The sequence below is a fragment of the Psychrobacter immobilis genome, from assembly GCF_904846185.1.
GTDB classification, from domain to species: domain Bacteria; phylum Pseudomonadota; class Gammaproteobacteria; order Pseudomonadales; family Moraxellaceae; genus Psychrobacter; species Psychrobacter immobilis_B.
This window is the reverse complement of sequence record NZ_CAJGZQ010000022.1, coordinates 15,877-33,969: the sequence shown is the minus strand read 5'-3', so window position 1 is coordinate 33,969 and position 18,093 is coordinate 15,877. Positions and strand designations below refer to the sequence as shown.

17 protein-coding genes are annotated in these 18,093 nt (G+C 43.8%); 5 read left to right on the top strand and 12 right to left on the bottom strand.

The genetic code is table 11. The annotated features are described in order from the left end of the window. Nucleotides 1–562 precede the first annotated feature (562 nt). From hisB to JMW94_RS11740, 4 genes are all read left to right on the top strand, one after another. Nucleotides 563–1,228: an imidazoleglycerol-phosphate dehydratase HisB gene (hisB, locus tag JMW94_RS11755; protein WP_227685503.1), complete on the top strand. Its 666-nt coding sequence runs from the start codon at nucleotides 563–565 to the stop codon at nucleotides 1,226–1,228. Then, the gene (gene hisH, locus JMW94_RS11750) at nucleotides 1,228–1,872 is read left to right on the top strand and encodes an imidazole glycerol phosphate synthase subunit HisH (protein ID WP_201604533.1); all 645 of its coding nucleotides are present in this window, start codon (nucleotides 1,228–1,230) and stop codon (nucleotides 1,870–1,872) included. The genes hisB and hisH overlap by 1 nt, the downstream gene beginning before the upstream one ends. 183 nt (nucleotides 1,873–2,055) lie before the next feature. Beyond that, complete coding sequence (locus JMW94_RS11745) at nucleotides 2,056–2,430, top strand: hypothetical protein (RefSeq protein WP_201604532.1); 375 nt, start codon at nucleotides 2,056–2,058, stop codon at nucleotides 2,428–2,430. Between the two features lie 98 nt (nucleotides 2,431–2,528). Continuing rightward, nucleotides 2,529–3,650 (top strand): hypothetical protein, encoded by a 1,122-nt coding sequence (locus JMW94_RS11740; protein ID WP_201604531.1) that lies wholly within the window; start codon nucleotides 2,529–2,531, stop codon nucleotides 3,648–3,650. 15 nt (nucleotides 3,651–3,665) lie between these two features. Here JMW94_RS11740 and JMW94_RS11735 read toward each other — a convergent pair whose 3' ends face one another. Beyond that, nucleotides 3,666–4,097, bottom strand: a complete 432-nt coding sequence (locus JMW94_RS11735; RefSeq protein ID WP_201604530.1) for a hypothetical protein — start codon at nucleotides 4,095–4,097, stop codon at nucleotides 3,666–3,668. 100 nt (nucleotides 4,098–4,197) lie between these two features. Then, entirely contained in the window at nucleotides 4,198–5,514 is a 1,317-nt protein-coding gene (locus JMW94_RS11730) for a valine--pyruvate transaminase (protein ID WP_201604529.1), read from the bottom strand. A gap of 249 nt (nucleotides 5,515–5,763) precedes the next feature. On the opposite strand from JMW94_RS11730, the gene JMW94_RS11725 reads away from it, so the two are divergent. Beyond that, nucleotides 5,764–6,543 carry a DUF6615 family protein gene (locus JMW94_RS11725; RefSeq protein ID WP_201604528.1) on the top strand — a complete coding sequence of 260 codons (780 nt, stop codon included), beginning with the start codon at nucleotides 5,764–5,766 and terminating at the stop codon, nucleotides 6,541–6,543. 236 nt (nucleotides 6,544–6,779) lie between these two features. On the opposite strand, the gene JMW94_RS11720 is transcribed toward JMW94_RS11725, so the two are convergent. From JMW94_RS11720 to JMW94_RS11675, 10 genes are all read right to left on the bottom strand, one after another. Continuing rightward, entirely contained in the window at nucleotides 6,780–9,425 is a 2,646-nt protein-coding gene (locus JMW94_RS11720) for an ABC transporter permease (protein WP_201604527.1), read from the bottom strand. 19 nt (nucleotides 9,426–9,444) lie between these two features. Further along, entirely contained in the window at nucleotides 9,445–10,164 is a 720-nt protein-coding gene (locus JMW94_RS11715) for an ABC transporter ATP-binding protein (RefSeq protein ID WP_227685502.1), read from the bottom strand. A gap of 12 nt (nucleotides 10,165–10,176) precedes the next feature. After that, complete coding sequence (locus tag JMW94_RS11710; protein WP_201604526.1) at nucleotides 10,177–11,001, bottom strand: arylesterase; 825 nt, start codon at nucleotides 10,999–11,001, stop codon at nucleotides 10,177–10,179. 87 nt (nucleotides 11,002–11,088) lie between these two features. Continuing rightward, nucleotides 11,089–12,357 (bottom strand): CynX/NimT family MFS transporter, encoded by a 1,269-nt coding sequence (locus JMW94_RS11705; RefSeq protein WP_227685501.1) that lies wholly within the window; start codon nucleotides 12,355–12,357, stop codon nucleotides 11,089–11,091. Between the two features lie 433 nt (nucleotides 12,358–12,790). Further along, a complete protein-coding gene (gene nqrM / locus JMW94_RS11700; protein ID WP_045447638.1) occupies nucleotides 12,791–13,036 on the bottom strand; it encodes a (Na+)-NQR maturation NqrM in 246 nt (81 codons plus the stop codon). Between the two features lie 153 nt (nucleotides 13,037–13,189). Next, the gene (locus JMW94_RS11695) at nucleotides 13,190–14,320 is read right to left on the bottom strand and encodes an FAD:protein FMN transferase (RefSeq protein WP_227685500.1); all 1,131 of its coding nucleotides are present in this window, start codon (nucleotides 14,318–14,320) and stop codon (nucleotides 13,190–13,192) included. 142 nt (nucleotides 14,321–14,462) lie between these two features. Next, nucleotides 14,463–15,263, bottom strand: a complete 801-nt coding sequence (locus tag JMW94_RS11690; RefSeq protein ID WP_201604523.1) for an SDR family NAD(P)-dependent oxidoreductase — start codon at nucleotides 15,261–15,263, stop codon at nucleotides 14,463–14,465. A 190-nt stretch (nucleotides 15,264–15,453) separates the two neighbouring features. Continuing rightward, entirely contained in the window at nucleotides 15,454–16,689 is a 1,236-nt protein-coding gene (nqrF, locus tag JMW94_RS11685) for an NADH:ubiquinone reductase (Na(+)-transporting) subunit F (protein ID WP_055125670.1), read from the bottom strand. Between the two features lie 123 nt (nucleotides 16,690–16,812). Then, entirely contained in the window at nucleotides 16,813–17,421 is a 609-nt protein-coding gene (gene nqrE / locus JMW94_RS11680) for an NADH:ubiquinone reductase (Na(+)-transporting) subunit E (RefSeq protein ID WP_011281361.1), read from the bottom strand. Further along, nucleotides 17,421–18,092: an NADH:ubiquinone reductase (Na(+)-transporting) subunit D gene (locus JMW94_RS11675; protein ID WP_055125671.1), complete on the bottom strand. Its 672-nt coding sequence runs from the start codon at nucleotides 18,090–18,092 to the stop codon at nucleotides 17,421–17,423. Before JMW94_RS11675 ends, nqrE begins: the two co-directional genes overlap by 1 nt. Between the last annotated feature and the right edge of the window lies 1 nt (nucleotide 18,093).

Sequence of the window (18,093 nt, the reverse complement as noted above, 5' to 3'; positions counted from 1 at the left end):
ATAAACAGAGGGTTTCTATCGTATAAAGTAGCAGTATGACACAGCACAAAGTTATAACACGGCAAAAGTCATAGAAAGTAGGCTGTAGAATATGATATCTAAAAGTCAGTGCAAATCATGATTAATAATACTGAACACACTATTTTAGCAGAATGAGGTAATTTTGTGCATGGTTTGCCGCTTGGTCGTGGCAGTAAATGTTAGGGTTTGCTATGATGAGGCTAGATGATATTTAGTACGTACAAACCCTAGGGCGTGTCCTCAATTCAATCGATAGTTATCTAAATGGGTTAAAAATGGCTAAATCTTGCCAAACGGCGTCAAATAGCTGACTAATATCTCGATATTATCTGCGCTATTTTCCTTGTTTGACTGCAATTTATCTCATTTTTATCGCCATTTTTAAAATGAGGACACGCCCTAATACCTTGATATCTTTTGTATATATCATTTTCTAATACATTTTTTGCTAGCGCTGACCCAGACACTAGTAAAATATTTAGACATGTTTTGCCTTATTTATTGACCGCTTTTCACTGATAAAAACTGATAGAGAGTAGCCATGACAGCCAATGCAATGACGACTGCTGATACACCTGAGCAAAATGTACCAAAAAACCTAAATCTACATGGTCGCCCTGAGCGTATCGCGACTGTCGAACGTAATACAGCTGAGACGCAAATCACTTGTACCGTAAACCTTGATGGCACAGGTAAAGGCACGGTGGATACTGGCGTGCCGTTTTTGGACCATATGATTGATCAAATCAAGCGTCACGGTTTGTTTGACTTAGAGATTAAATGCAACGGTGACACCTTTATCGATGACCATCATAGCGTTGAAGACACTGGTATTACCCTTGGACAAGCATTTAACAAGGCATTGGGCGACAAAAAAGGCATTCGTCGTTATGGGCATTTTTATGCGCCGCTCGATGAATCATTGACCCGCGCTGTCGTCGATCTATCAGGACGTCCGGGTTTACACATGGACATTCCTTTTACCCGTTCGCATGTGGGTAATTTCGATGTTGATTTGTTTAGTGAGTTTTTCTATGGTTTCGTCAACCATTCATGGATGACGGTGCATTTAGACAATTTAAAAGGCAAAAATAGCCATCACCAAATCGAGTCTACCTTTAAAGCGTTTGCTCGTGCGCTACGTATGGCTTGCGAATATGATGAGCGTGCACTCAATACGCTACCTTCGACCAAAGAGGCGTTTTAATGGCTAAAGTAACCAAAGTAGCGCTACTAGATTATGGCATGGGTAATTTGCATTCCGCCAGTAAAGCCTTGTCAGTGGTTGGGGCAGAAGTCTCTATCACTAACGACCCAAAAGTCGTCGCTGCGGCAGACAAGATCGTCTTCCCCGGTGTCGGTGCGATGCGTGACTGTATCGCTGGCATGCATGAAGCAGGGATTGATAACGTCATACGCCATGCGGTGTTTAATAAGCCTGTTATGGCTATTTGTGTGGGCATGCAGGCATTGTTTGAGCAGTCCGCTGAAAATGGTGGTACAGACTGCTTGGGTATCTTAAACGGCACTGTAGAAGCATTTGACCCGACGTGGAAGGATCAGCAGGGCGCTACCATCAAAGTACCGCATATGGGTTGGAATACCATTAGCGGTATGGATTTTGACCACCCATTGTGGCATGGTATTGAGGACAACGCGCATTTTTACTTTGTGCATAGTTACTACTGCGAGCCTACTAATAGCTCACAAGTGGCAGCGATATGTGACTATGGTCAACCGTTTTGTGCCAGTGTCATCCAAGACAATTTATTTGCGACTCAGTTCCACCCAGAAAAAAGTCATACTGCTGGCTTGCAGTTGTTGAAAAATTTCGTCGAGTGGAATGTGTAAGTAGACGATAAATGTGAAGTGAATATTTAATTTAGCAGAAGGTAGATTATCCATTATATAATCTGCCTTTTTTATGCTCAGCCATCATTTTGTAGCTGCCACTCTTTAGCTATTATAGTTTAGCCATCATGATTTAGTGATACTCTCAGTCGTTTTCTACTTGCTTATATTTGGAATACTCTAGTGGATTTTACCGCTTTTAAAATCAATGTTATTGAAGTATCTGGCCTTGCCAAAGATGCCTTACATATCTATGTCGGCGTCGGCATCTATCTTTTGTGTCTGCTTGTGCTGCGTCCTATTATTAAAAACCAAAGCATCAGATCATTCATGGCTCTAGTCGTCGTGACGGGCATTGCTTTATTGGGCGAGTATTTAGATAATCGAAATACGATTGAAGCGTCAGGCATGGCGGGTTTAAGCCACGAACAGCTGGTCGCAAGCCTCCGCGATTTGATCAATACGTGCCTGCTGCCTTACGTGCTCTATGCGCTGAATAAGTGGACGAAGATATTCAGTTCATTCAATCCGTCTACTAAACTTTTAAAGCAGCGCTAATATTCCGAAGTAATTTTATTTCAGATATCAAAAAAGTAAACTTAAGTAGGATTTTATGGTGTAAAATTTATAATATAAAATATATAGCAGACCATATTATGTCTTCATTTAAAATACCTACTTACATTTTTTCTTCTACCATTCTATTCCTAACGACGTTTAGCTATCATTCAGCAGTGGCAAGTCAAAATGTCATCATTGACCTAAATAAACCCATATCGGCAGCACTTTTGGCGCAGTACAATCGTGATGGTATCGAGATTGACTACGATGATACGACTGCATTGAAGCAAGTTTACGTGACGGAAAAAGATGGGGCAATCGCACGTCAGTTACCAAGCGGCGCTGCTCGAAAGGTGAAAAGCTATGCCTTTGCTGAGAAGTTAGACGTCATTGAAGATAGAAAGGACTGGTATGCGGTGCAAGACAGAATTCGTAGAGAGTATGACGAGGACAATGATGGCATTGTAGAGACAGACGTTGTTAAATGGGAAAAGGTCTTTGTGAGAAAAGAGCAAACGGGTTCTACTATACCTGCCTCGCTAACGTCCAAAGATTTAAACATACTAGCATATCTATCCATTGGCGAAGACTACGAGACTTTTGAAAATGGCAAAGCACTTAACGATTACCTAAAAATAGAGCTAATTGATAAGGCTTTGTTTGAGAAGAAACGTCCACTTGCCGTTGATTTTCTATCAAAAGATAAAAGTATTAAGAAGAGAAATGGTGTTCTATCAATTGCAACCGCTGGCAAGGTAGTAACGTTCACTGATAAGAATGTAGATAATGATGGGTATCAGATTTTTGAGTACGTAGGTCAGATTGCCTCGTTAAATCAGTATTTGGTCAGTGGAGGTTACTGGGAAAGCGGTGACTATAAGATGATTGATGAAAATTCGGGTGAGACGACGCAGACGTTTATAGATTATCCTCATATCTCGCCCAATAAAAAATATATCATCTCAGCCTATACCAACCCATATGAGCAATACACCGATCTAGAGCTGTATAGAATTAAGGGAACAGACATCATCCCGATTATGGGTGCAGGCTTTATGCATTGGATGCCTATGGAGGAGCCAAGAGACATATTTTGGGCAAGAGACGGCTATTTATATTTAGCGGTTACTCATAGCGCCGCCTTCTGGAAAGAAAACGGCAACTTTAATGATCTTAATGATACTTTTCAATATATTAGGATAAAGGTGGATCTATAATTGTTAGGCTAAATACTAGCGAGTAGCATCGTAAATGCGCTCAAAGTTGTTTTCAGTAAACTCAAAACAGAAGTATCCACTATCTTCATCACGATAAGCAGAGATATCTCCCTCTATACAGAATTCGTTAGAATCTTTAGAAAAAATTAGTTTTTTATAATTAACTAAGTATCCAAAAGGATAAGCTATTTGAGTTTCTGGGTTTATAACAACTAAATAACCAAAGTTATCTTCCGGAAACACTAAAACTTTATCTTTATCAAAATTGACAGTCTTGTCAGTATTTTTATAGGATATTTGATTATATTCGTCGCAAAAGTCTTCTACACCATAGTCATAGTTGCATTCCTCATTGCCATGAATCAAAACTTTATAGTTGGCGTCATCGGAATGTACAGCGCTACAACCAGACATTAGAAGTAAGACTATAGCTGACATAAGTCTCATTTAGTTATTCCTAAAATAATGTGATGGCTGTAACTGGCGTAGAGACTTTCGAATACTTTTACACTAGATCTAATTGTAATTCTCAGCTCACTTTCAAAACCTACCGACCATCATACAACTCACGCACCACTTCACCAATCGCTGCAATACCATCAGTTAGCGTCTGCTCATCAGCGGCGATACTCATACGAATACATTCATGCGCATGCTGATAATCACTGACATCGACACCAGGGAAGAAGTATTCGCTTGGCACAATAAGCGTACCTTTTTCTTTGAGGCGCTCGTATAGCTCAAGGGTGCTAATCGGTAAGTCTTTAAACCACAACCATAGGAAAATCGCGCCTTCAGGCTTATGGATCATCAGTGGATAATCACCCAATGCTTCTTTTAATAGCTTCACAGCGAGGGTTGCTTGCTTTTGATAAAACGGCTTAATCTCATTATCAGCTAATTGCTTGATACGATCGTTTTCTACCAATGGCGTGGCAATCGCTGCACCAAAGCGTGTCGGCGCTAGATTCACCACCGCATTCATCGCGCTGACCGCTTCAATCACTTTGGCATCAGCCACGATAATACCAGTACGCATACCGGGCAGACCAATTTTAGACAGGCTAAAGCACAGAATCGTATTGTTATCCCACGTCAAATGCGCGTCTGAATAGATGATATTCGGGAAGGGCATACCGTAGGCATTATCGATGATAAGCGGTATGTCATAACGTTTGGCAATCTCGGTCAAATGCGCCATTTCGTCATCGGTCAGCACGTTGCCAGTCGGGTTGGTCGGGCGTGAGCAGCAAATCGCGCCAATACGACCTTCTTTTAGCGCTGGCAAGTTCTCCAATGCGTCAAAATCAACACGATATTTAAAGAAGCCTTCCGCGCCGTCATGAGTCACTTCATCGATATGTGGCAATACGGCTGCGAAATGCTGACCTTCGACATGCACGTCGCTATAGCCGATATACTCAGGGGTCAATGGTAGTAGAATAGATTTGTCGATAGATTCGTTCTTCTCATCTTTGAACGCACCGCCAAACAGATTAAACAGATAGAAAAACGCATTCTGTGAGCCATTGGTCAGGGCGATGTTTTCTGAGGTGAGGTTCCAATCATAATGACGGTTAAAGAAGCCAACCAACGCATCGATAAAGGCCGCATCACCTTGCGGGTTAGAGTAATTCGCCATGCTGATAATGGCGCTACTATTGGGTACGCCAGCATCATTATCGTTACCAAGCGCTTTATATGTCTCTAGAAATAGCTCATTGACGGCATCAATTTTGGCAGGGTTACCACCGCCCAGCATGTTGACTGGCTGATCGCTTTTTAGTGCATCGCCTAGATCATCCATCAATTGTGAGATGCCGGTGGGCTGGGTAAATTTTTGACCGAACTTTGAGAATTTCATAAGGCTACCATGCTGTTTGGGAGGGTGTTATAAGTGGGTATTTAACCGATAAAGTTGGGCTAGTATAGCAAATGAGTGCTAGGTAATCCCCCCCAATAAATAAGCAAACTGCATGGCTGATACTGGTTTATATGCTGATAAGTTGAACGAAGCAAAAACGGCCTCTGTATGGATAGAAGTTTTATCCTCATTCTATCCAGTTAAGTTATATACTATTCTTTAAGCTATATGAATATTGAGGTTAAGTACATGTCGTATATACAATTGAAGGTCGCTTTTGAAAATATCACTAAAGGCGTTTGGAACGTTTTAGATGATGCTTTTAAACACGACATAAGTTTCGGTGAAACAAGTATCTCAGATATGATTTTGCTTTACCTAATAAAGCTCGACAACCCTCAAATTTCTATTAAGCAAACTAAGCAAAACGAAGAGTCGAAGTTTGGTACTGATTGGGTATGGTGGATTGGCAGTGATAATAAGGGTTGGGTAGCTTTTGCTGTACAAGCGAAAAAATACAGTACTAAAAATGATAGGTATAATTCATTAGGACATAAGGTAAAAGGTGTCTCTCAGAGTGATATATTAGAAATCTATGCTGATTCTATTCAAGCCGTACCAATATATGCTTTATATAATTATGTTCTAAGAAAAAATTTTAGGCCTGGTATAACAGGATTGTTATTTAATTACTCAGAAAATATGTATGGAGTAACATTGACTTCTTTAAATGTGGTTAAGAAAGCTATGAATATGAGAGGGTGTCGAACTTTCAAATTCATAAATAATAAAGTTAGTACAATTACCTTACCAGACCTAATTCGTGAGACAGAGGCCTATTTAGCTAAATATGCGGATAGTAAGAATAAAAGCAAGCTATTTGAGGCATACCCTACAGTTCACACTGATATTCCCACTAACGAACCTATTAAGACAAAAATGTTTGTAGTTAATTCAAAGGAGGAAGAGGTTGAAGTTCAGGTATATGCTAAACGTCAGCTAATAATAAACATTGATAATGATGGCTGACCTATAGAGTAGTCTGTGAGATTCTGTTAATAAAGGAAATCGTAAAATGCTTTTAATTAAATGGGTTTTATAACAAAGCTAGACGTCAATTGAAGGCACGGTTTAGCTCTGATAACAGCAGTTACCCTAATGAAGTGGCTAGATTATAGCTATAGTCTTGTTCAGAATTGCAGATAATACAAAATTAAAAACCCCAATTAAGGGGTTTTTCCGTATCAAGCTAAAATCCAATACGCTTAAATCATCGCCCTTACCCTTGCCATAATCCCGCGCCCAATCACCAGTTTCACATAAATAATGGCAATAGCGAATAGTAAGACAACTAATGCTGCACCACCCATAGCTAGATTTGCCCACGGCATACTAAACTGTAAATTAAACCACTGAGTAACGGCAAGCCAAGCACCACCAGTGGCGATAATCACGGCAAAGGTCGCCGCGCTAATACCAAGCACACCCAGCTCTAAGATATTCAGCATATATAAGTCACGCTTTTGCATACCGAGCAATCTAAATGATGCGCTGTCTTTCATGCGATCTTGTGAGGTAGACAGTAGCGAGCTGATCAGCACCATGACGCCAGTGAGTAGGGCAAGTAAGGTAAACACATAGACCAAGCGGCTCATTTGTACCACCAGCTCTTGGATTTGCTGAGCAATGGCAGTGCCGTCAATCGTGGTGACAGCAGGGAACTCACGTACCAGTTTGCCTTGTAGCTCTGGAATTGCATCTTCTGGTACGTGGGCGGTAGCAAACTGAATCTGTGGGGCAGCGGACAGCACAGACGGCTCAAACAAGAAGTAAAAATACGGACTTGGGCCACGCTCATAGCGCGTGCGAATACTGGTAATCTGCCCGATGATTTCGATACCTTGAATGTTAAAGCGCACCTGATCGCCCATACCGACATTGAGCATACTGGCGGCAGTATCTAAAATAGACAAGGGTTTGACTTGTTCATCTGTCGCATCGATAGGGGTATATAGCGCGTCATCTGTGAGTGATTCAGTGATGTATTCGGTGTCCATGACCGTATCTGCGTAGCTCAAATTAAAGACACGCGTGGGATCATCGAAGCCATCCTCAGGCTCGATATCTTTTGCTAGGACATCATTGGCCGTCTCCACACGGGCACGAATGACCGGATAATAGGTGACAGGTGCTTCAATGATCGCATCAATATCGTCATGTTGATCGCTCTGAATATCGAGCAAAAATAGATTGGGCGCATCTTCAGGATAGGCATTAATAAACTGGGCATTGATACTGTGATTAAGTGTCGTGATGAGCGTCAGCACCGCCACCGATAGCGATAAGGTGACAAAGAACAACGCTGATTGGTTGCCTTTACGCGCAAGGTTATGAATGGCGATACGCTGCATCCAACTGACCTTGGTATTGCTCGCCAATTTGGCAAGCAGCCAGAGCCACCCACGCGCCAGTAGCCAAAATATCGCCACAAAGCCAATCAACCCGCCCAATAGCTGCGCCCCTAATGACAGCGAACCAACTTCATAAGCAAAGAAGGCATACAACCCTGCCAGCATCAAGCTATACCACAGTAGCGGCACGCGTCGATACCAAGGCAAGTTTTGCGACTGTGTGCTTGCCCCTTGATTGAGTAGGGTAGCGGGTTTGGTTGTGTTAAGCGCGCTTAAACCACGTTGAGCAATCAGCAACGTCAGGACTAGAGCAATTACAATGGTTTTGACCGCACTAATTGGATTGATGGCTAGCCCAACATCGGCAGGCAAGATAGCAACCAAATATGGCTGACCGATTTTAAGCAAACCTAGACTCAGTATAATCGCGGCGACACAAGCAATGGCAGTGGTGACGATAAGCAATTGATAGTAGCTGCGCTTGAGTGAGCCAAGCGGTTCACCTAATGCCAAACGAATGGCATTATTAGACTGCTGCTTGGTGACAAAGGCGCTAATGACGCCGTACATGGCGACCGCCGAAAGTAGCAACACTGCGATGACCAATAATTTTAAAAACATCAGTACATTGTCAGAGATACGCGAGACCGAAGTGTCTGCGGACTCTGCGTCAGAGAGCTCGATATCAGGATAGTTGGTCAGTATCTCTGTGAGCGCATCACGCTGCGTCGTTATCAACTCTGGATCGCCTGCCATCTCGATACGATAGTTTATTCGGCTACGTTGACCCAATAGGTTGGTCGCTGCGAGTGAGTCTTGATGCATTAAGACACGCCCACCAAACCCAAAGGTGGTCAGCGGGCGATCAGGTTCTTTGGTCAGTACATCACTTATTGTGAACTGCGCATCACCAATGGTAATGCGGTCGCCGACATTGGCCTGTAGACTACTGAGCACTTCTGGCGCGACGATGACACTGTCAGAGGTTAGCTGCTTCCACAGCGGCTGTCCTGAGGCAAGCTCCGCTGTACCGTATAAGGGATACGACGGCGAGACCGCTTTGATGCTGGCAAGCAAGGTTTGCTCATCATTGACCAGCATGGCGCTAAATTGATAGTCATACACCGTCTGCGTATCGGGGATGGTTTCTACCTGCGTCAATACTTCACTTGGCCAGTCTTGCTTGCTGTTTAGAATTAAATCGCCACCAACGAGCGCGCGCTGATTGTCATTGATATAGCGATCGACAGACTGCTGCACAGAGTCGAGGGTCAGGTAAGTTGCAAGTGACAAGGTCAACGTCAGTAGAAACAACATAGGATAAACCCAGCGTTGCCACCAGCTACGACTGAGTGCTTGAGAGCCGAGTGTTTGAAAACCTAGGGTACGGGTAAATAATTGATTGAGGATACCGCTAGGATAGCTTGACGCTTGACGCATACTGGTATCAGTCTTTTTTGTATCAGCTGGTAGTTTATTGTCTGTGGGCTTACTATTCATTAAGATACAATCCAGTTATTCATGTAGGTACAATGCGGCCGTCATGCATGGTAATCACGCGATCTGCCATCTCGGCAATTGCAGGGTCATGGGTCACGACCACCAGTGCTGAACCAACCTGTTGGCGTAAGTCCAATAGCAACTGCATGACTTGATCGGCATTTTGCTCATCTAAGTTGCCCGTTGGCTCATCCGCAAACACAATCTTTGGATGCGACACCAGCGCTCGTGCCACAGCCGTACGCTGCTGCTCACCGCCCGATAGTTGATTGGGTAAGCTATGACGGCGATGACCCAAATCAACGGCATCAATAAGCTCGTCTACTCGTGCTGGGTTTGGACGTCTGGCAATATTAAGTGGAAAGGCGATGTTCTCGGCTACTGTCAAGGTTGGAAGTAGATGGAATGACTGAAAGACAAAACCCATGTCGTGTTGACGAATGATCGCTAGCGCATCTTCGTCAAGACTACTGAGCATTTGACCTGCTAGCAACACCGTACCGCTGTTTGGATAATCTAGCGCCGCCAGTAATCCTAGTAAGGTGGATTTACCTGAGCCTGATTTGCCCATGATGACCACAAACTCGCCAGCGTTGATATGAATGTTCACATCTTTAATGATTGATAGGGTTTGCTCACCGACTTGCACAGTTTTATTGAGTTTATTAGCGGTGAGTAGGGCTTCTTTTTTAGAATCTGCTTGTGGTATTGACGTGGCAATCGAAGGTGATGATGTCATTACAGTGTCTCGTTAAGTAGTCTCATTTGTCGTATTTTTTGTCGTTTCATCTTGAGCATTTTCAGTTGTGTTGTCTGCATCGGCTATTTTTAGCGCTTCTAGTTTAGGCTCTAGAATAGGCAAGATATTGTCATTGACGATGATCGTGTAGCCTTCCTTCGTCGGATGAATGGCATCCGCTTGGTTGAGCTCACGGTCACCGCCCACGCCCTCTAAGAAGAACGGAATAAGGGTAACGTTCATGTCTTTCGCGACGCGAGGATAAATGTCTGAGAAGGCCGCAACGTAGTCACTGCCTAGGTTGTCATAGATCGACATACCGCCCAAGATGACGACACTACCATTGTCTTGCAAACGTTTGACAGCCGTGCGGATATTGGCTTCAATTGTCGCCACATCGATGCCGCGTATGGCATCGTTAGCACCAATGGTCAAAATCGTCACATCAGGTTTGGTCTGCAACACCCAGTCTAAGCGATTGACCAATCCCGTGCTGGTTTCACCGCTCAATCCTGAATTGATAACTTTGGCATTGTCGTAACCCATTGCTTGCAGACGATCTTCTAACTGAGCAGGATAGTTGTCATCTTTGTCTACCCCAAGACCTTCTGTCAGGGAGTCGCCCAATGCCAAGATCGTTAATGGCGCTTGCTGTGCAGTGGATGTTGCCGGTTGCTCAGATTTTGTCGTTTGAGGTTCGGCAGTTTGAGTACTGTTTTGCATGCCATTAGCGGTGCTAGGTTCAGATGGTTTTTGGCAACCACCGAGCGCCATTACGGCTGTTAAAATAGCCAATGTTGGTAAGTGTCGAGCGAAACGAATGGATAAATTCATCATGATTATTCTGTCCTATAAGCAATCAAACCAGTGTAGCAAAATAAGACAGACACCAATATTATCCTAAGGTTACTGTAGTTTTTGATATTAAAGCTTTTTGCCATCGACCATCACTGGACGACTCACTACCCAAGCAATGACGACGTTGAGAACCATCAAAATAAGCATGATGAATAGTGGCAAATCCCAACTGCCAGTCGCTTCATGTAGCCAACCTGTCCCTAAGGGACCAAAAAATGCAATCAAATAACCGACGAATTGCGCCATACCAGACAGCTCACTAGATTGGTTGGTCGTATAAGTACGTAAGGAGAACAGCATCATACTCAAGGTGAAAATAGCGGAGCAGCCAATGCCCATCAGACCTGACCACAACCAAGCGAGGTCGGTAGATAAATAATTGATTCCTAAAATACCAATAACATTCAGCACCGCTGCAAACACCGCCAGCGCCTGAATAGGGCGGCCGCGATTGATCAGCCACGTTAGGCTCAAGATAGAGACAGGTGCCATAAACTGAAACACTGAAGCCATTTGTCCTGCTTGCACTGCGGATAGCCCCTTGCTGACCCAAATAGAGGGTAAGAAACTGGCCACGGTGTAAAATAATAATGATTGCAGCCCCATAAATACCGCAATTTGCCAAGCAAAAGGCGTACGCCATATGGAGATGTCAGACGCTCCAGAGGTAGGTGGCACAATTGCTTGATGACTAGACGAACCCAGCCGCAATCGTAAAAATATCCAAATAACGATCGCAAAAATACCCAATAGCGACCACCCACCCAGTGCCCATTGCCAGCCCACTTGCTCAGATAATGGCAGTACAACTCCAGCGACGATGCCTGCCGTTACCGTCATCGTTAGACTAAATAGCCCTGTTATGAGTGGAATATGCTGGGGCGTACGCTGTTTAATAACAGGGGCAGCTAAGGTATTCGCAAAACCGATAGCCAAGGTCAGCAGTAACGTACCAATCAAAAACCCAGACCAAGTGGGAATAATGGTACGAATCATCATACCAATCGTTAATAACGCAATCATCGCAATGAGCGTATTCTCAAGCCCAAAACGCTTACCAATGGCTGGCGCGATCAGTGCGCCCACCGCAAAAGTCAGCATGGGCACTGCTCCTAGCCAACCAATCTGCGTCTCAGAGATATTGAGTGCATCTTGTACGACAGGGGCAATAGAGCCGAGAGCAACAATAGGCGCACGCATATTAGTGGCGAGCAAAATCATGGCACATAAAATGAGCCAAAAAGTGAAGCGTGAGGAGGGCAGCTCAAACGGTGACGGCGTATCTGAATGAGACTGTAATGGCACATCAGGTGGCAAATCAGTAGAGGTAGACATAGCAGCACGACTATTAGAATAAGAAAAAGGACACGTCATTAAACAGCGCCGAAGCATCGTCGCTTGTAAATAACACCAAAGAAAACGCACCTAGACGGTGACTAAAATCATTAATTAGAATCGTAAATTAGAACTAGAGATTACTTGCAGAATACAAGATATATGAGTAACCATTTTGAAAGCGCGCTTATCTTCAATCGCCTATCAACTGGATACGGTATTAGATTTATTTAGTCTACTATTATTAACAGGCCTTGCACGTGCCGTATTTATATCCAAAATATCTTGAAGCGATGCTAACTAGATACGTCGCGGCTGGCACAACTAAAAATAGCGCCAGTCCCTTGCAAAGGACTAGACGCTATTATAAGAACAGATGTTAGGTAAATACTACCAGCGTATGGTAACAAACGCGGTATTTATAAAATTTAGTTTATACAGGTTTGCCTAGCTGAGCGGCTTTAAGGGCATTTTCTTGCTGTTCTGCCACGATTGAATCACACTTATTGGGATCATTTCCACAAAACGAGCAATTTTCATCACCCATTAGTTTAGCAACGCCGCCACAAGATCCTCTAAGTGGCTTCTTTTTGACCATATAACCGATACCCATAAAGATAAAGAACAGGACGAATACGGTAAAGGTAATGGCAAGCATGGGAAGCAATTGACTAAGCATAGAGGAAACCTCGATTTTTAAAAATAGTGTGGCTATTTACTAGGGTAATACCTTAATAGTATAGCAAAACCAGTATAGCAAATTTTTGTATGGCTCGTTGATGGTTATCGAGCCGTTTACAGTATTGCGACTAAGTTCTATTACGACTAAGTTCTAAGGCTGTTTGTCAGCACGTAATGCTTGCATCGCTGGTGTTTGTACCACTTGCCACTGGTCAGTATTCTTATCAGAACCCGTCGCCTTTGCCTCATCAGCTAAGACAACAAACAAGGCGGCTATCTCTTGTGCTTTGGCTGTTGCAAGGGCTTTTTTATAAGGCATCGCAGTGAGGGCGGTTGCCCACGCATCTGCCAAGGCGACTGAGTCTGCTGCAACGGTTACCGATGGTGCGCCGCCCGCGATAGGCTTGCCAGTGGTTGGATCAATCGTATGACTGTAGCGCTGACCGTCGAATATGACGGAATTACGATAGTTGCCAGAAGTTGCCAAATACATCTGATTATCGGTATTGATTGGTTGACGAATCGCTGATATTGTCTGACGCTCGCTGACCGTACTGTCCTCAATAGGCGCATCAATCGCAATTTGCCACGGCTGCTGTTGGTTATTGACCCCAGAGGTTGCAATTTCACCCCCTATCTCTACCATGTAGTTGCGAATTTGATAGTCATCTCTGAGCACATCGGCAATCACATCGACGCCATAACCTTTAGCAACTGCTGAGAAATCAAGCCCGACGCCGTCTTTAGTTTTATAAATGCTCTGCTCTTTTTGTATGATGCTTTCAAAATCTACCAAGGCTTTTGCTTGAGCAATCTCAAGTGCTGTTGGCGGACTTTGCAAGCGCTCAACGGTCATGGTGCTACCAAAGCCCCAAGTCTCTACCAATGGCATGACGGTAGGATCAAAGGCGCCACCAGATTGCTGATAGACGATTCGTGACACATCAAGCACCTGAGCAAAATCTGCATCGATAGTGAGGGGGATGTCTTTACCTAACTGGTTGAACTTAGAGATAGTAGAGTCTGCCTGATAGGTAGACATACTGTCATTGATTTGCTGCAAGCGCTTATCAATCGACGCTTGGATGGCTGCTTCATCTGCATCCGCAGGTAGCTGATAACTGATATGGTAGCTCGTTCCCATGGTCTCACCGCTGAGATAATCATAATCTGGTGTTTGCTGGCAAGCACTAAGACTGAATACAGCACTGATAGCCATAACGGGCAATAAGGTGGTTTTCATCGATTTGTTAGACAATGAGAGTGGGGCTAATTTTTGCATTATTGGTTTTCTCATATTAATCATAATGGCTTTTATGGCAAAAGGGTGAGTGGCACGTTCTATTAGCGTGGCCCATTTTACACCCCTTGTCACCCATAACGCCAATCATCGACTTAAGACCTAGTGGCTTAAACGACTAGATTTATTTTACTTTTGATTCACGGATGAGCTTATATAGTTTTGGCGGCGATAGGCGATTGACCGTGGTCGCCAGCTTTTCTTTATTACCTGCCACGATGATATATTCTTCACCCTTAATCAGGGCTTTTATGACCTGTTTAGCAAAGGTAGCTGCGGTTAATCCTTTATTGGTCGCCTCGTCCATCGTTCCTTGCGCGCTACCGTCACCAGTCAAGGCATTAATAGAAATACTGGTTTGAATAAATCCAGGGAATACCGTTGCCACCTCTATGCCTTGCTCGTACAGTTCCGCACGCAGACTGTTTGCCCACATATGAAGTGCGGCTTTGGCTGCTCCATAAGCGCCGCGATATTGTGTGCCTAATAAACCTGCAACACTGGATACCATGACAATTTTGCCGCCACCTTGCGCGATCATATTGGGCAATACCAGTTTAGTAAGACGTGTCTGCGCAAAATAATCTATCTCCATAATTTGCCGTTCAACTTCTTCAGTAGTTTCCATAATAAGCGAGCGTTGACTGATGCCAGCATTATTAATAAGCCAATCAATTTTTCCAGCTTGAGCTTTAGCTGTCTGATACGCGTCTTTTGCTTGTTTGGCATCGGTGATATCAAAAGGGATGATGAAATGGTTTTTGCTGTTTTTACAGCGGTTTTTGACTGCTACTAATTTTGCCTCATCACGCCCACTTAAAATAATGGTGGCACCACGTTTGGCAAAGGCGATGGCTAATGCTGCACCGATACCACTAGAAGCACCAGTAATCCAAATGGTCAAATCTTTAATGTTGGTTTTCATAAAAATCCTTTCTTAAGGCAATAAACAATTAATCATATAGTAGAGGGCAGGCGGTCTGCTATTTAGATTTGTAGGCTTATTATGCAAGGGTTACATTTAGTCAAAGCCAAAAAAAGAGCCTCAATTGAGACTCTCTTTTATTTATTACTTTAAAATAATTTTTTACGTAGCCATTTGCTTAGATACTCACTTAACCACCGAAGTCATCAAGCATGATGTTTTCATCTTCCACGCCCAAGCTGTGCAGCATGTCGATGACCGCTGCATTCATCATCGGTGGCCCACACATGTAGTATTCACAGTCTTCTGGGTTTGGATGGTCTTTCAGATAATTTTCAAGTAATACATTATGGATAAAGCCGGTTGGACCTTCCCAATTGTCTTCTGGTAATGGATCAGACAAAGCCACATGCCACTCAAAGTTATCAAACTCTTCTGCGAGTTGATCATAATCTTCAACATAGAACATCTCGCGGATAGAGCGTGCACCATACCAAAAGCTGATTTTACGCTTAGTATGTAAGCGTTTAAGCTGATCGAAGATGTGCGAGCGCATCGGTGCCATACCAGCACCACCACCAACGAAAATCATTTCAGCGTCAGTCTCTTTGGCAAAGAATTCACCATAAGGACCCGAAACCGTTACTTTATCGCCAGGTACTAGGCTAAATACCCATGATGACATTTTGCCTGGTGGAATACCGTCAGGACCGCGTGGCGGTGGACTAGCGATACGAATATTAAACTTAATAAGGCCTTTTTCTTCAGGGTAGTTGGCCATCGAGTAAGCACGAATAACTGGCTCATCAACTTTTGAGACATAGTTGAAAATACCAAATTTTTCCCAATCTTCACGGTATTCTTCGTCAATGATAAAGTCTTTATAATGAACTTCATGCGGTGGCGCCTCTAACTGTACATAACCACCAGCACGGAAGTTCACTTCTTCGCCATCTGGAATTTTAAGGACCAGCTCTTTAATAAAGGTAGCAACGTTATCATTAGAGAGAACTTCACATTCCCACTTTTGTACATCAAAAAACTCAGGGTCAATCTCAATTTTCATGTCTTGCTTAACGGCTACCTGACAAGCCAGACGCATGTGATTGCGAATTTCGCCTTGAGTAAAATAGCCTTCTTCGGTGGGCAAGATAGAGCCGCCCCCTTCAATAACGCGGCAGCGACACTGCGCACAAGTACCACCGCCACCACAGGCTGAAGATAAGAAAATACCTTCGCTTGCAAGGGTTTGTAGTAATTTACCGCCTGCTGGGGTCACGACGTCATTATCGGGATTATCATTGATATGGATGGTAACATCGCCTGAACTGACCAGTCTTGAGCGCGCCGCCAAAATAATGGCAACGAGGCCCATGATGATCAAGGTAAACATAGCAACGCCACCAATCGCCGTAGCGTAATCCATGGTAGGTATCCTTAATCTATGGAGTAGGGGTGCGAAAAGACGTCATTGCGTGTTTCCTGAACCCCTACCGAATAAATGAATTAAATAGGTCAAATCGCTAAATAGGCTGTTAAGCTTAGCGGTCTAAATTGACATACCGCCGAAAGACATAAAGCCAAGTGACATTAGACCAACTGTGATGAAAGTAATACCAAGACCACGCAGCGGTGCTGGAATGTCTGAGTATTTTAACTTTTCACGGATACCGGCCAATGCGGTAATCGCCAATGCCCAACCGAAGCCTGCGCCCACGCCATACACGACAGATTCGCCGAAATTATAGTCACGCTCAACCATAAATAGTACACCACCTAAGATGGCGCAGTTTACAGTGATAAGTGGCAAGAACACCCCAAGGGCGTTATACAGACTAGGAACGAACTTATCGAGGAACATCTCTAGAATCTGTACGGTCGCAGCAATCAAGCCGATATAACTGAGCAAGCCCAAAAAGCTTAAGTCGATATCAGGGAAACCTGCCCATGCCAGCGCACCATCTTTGAGAATGAACTGAAAGAGTAAGTTGTTTAGCGGTACGGTAATCGCCATCACGACGACCACGGCAACACCCAGACCGATAGCGGTTGAAACCTTCTTTGATACGGCCAAGAAAGTACACATACCTAAGAAATAGGCCAGCGCCATATTCTCAATAAAGACTGAGGTTATAAATAAACTAACATAATGTCCCATTAGTGACCGCCTCCATGTGCCATGCCTTTAGACTGCGGCTTCATTACAAATTCAGCGTCTTCAACCTGCTCTGGTTTCCAGATACGGATAATGGCAATGAACAAACCAATAATAAAGAATGCTGACGGTGGTAACAGTAATAGACCGTTTGGAATATACCAACCGCCATCAGTGACAGGCTGTAGGATGGTGATACCAAACCACGTACCTGAGCCAAGTAGCTCACGGATAGTCGCGACAAACAGCAAAACCGCAGAATAGCCAAGACCATTACCAATACCATCTAAAAAGCTTGGCACTGGTGGATTGCTCATGGCAAATGCTTCGGCACGACCCATCACGATACAGTTGGTGATAATCAAACCAACGAAGACCGACAAGCCTTTACTCACATCATAAGCAACGGCTTTTAGCACCTGATCGACCAAGATAACCAATGAGGCAATAATAGTCATCTGTACGATAATACGAATACTTGATGGAATCTGTTTACGAATGATCGAGATAAAGAAGCTTGAAAACGCAGTTACCAGTGTCAGTGCTACACACATAACCATGGCATTCGCCATGCTCGTGGTGACTGCTAGTGCTGAACAGATACCAAGGATCTGTAGGGCAATGGGGTTATTATCAAAAATAGGCGAGGTTAAAATACTTTTAGTGTCAGCCATG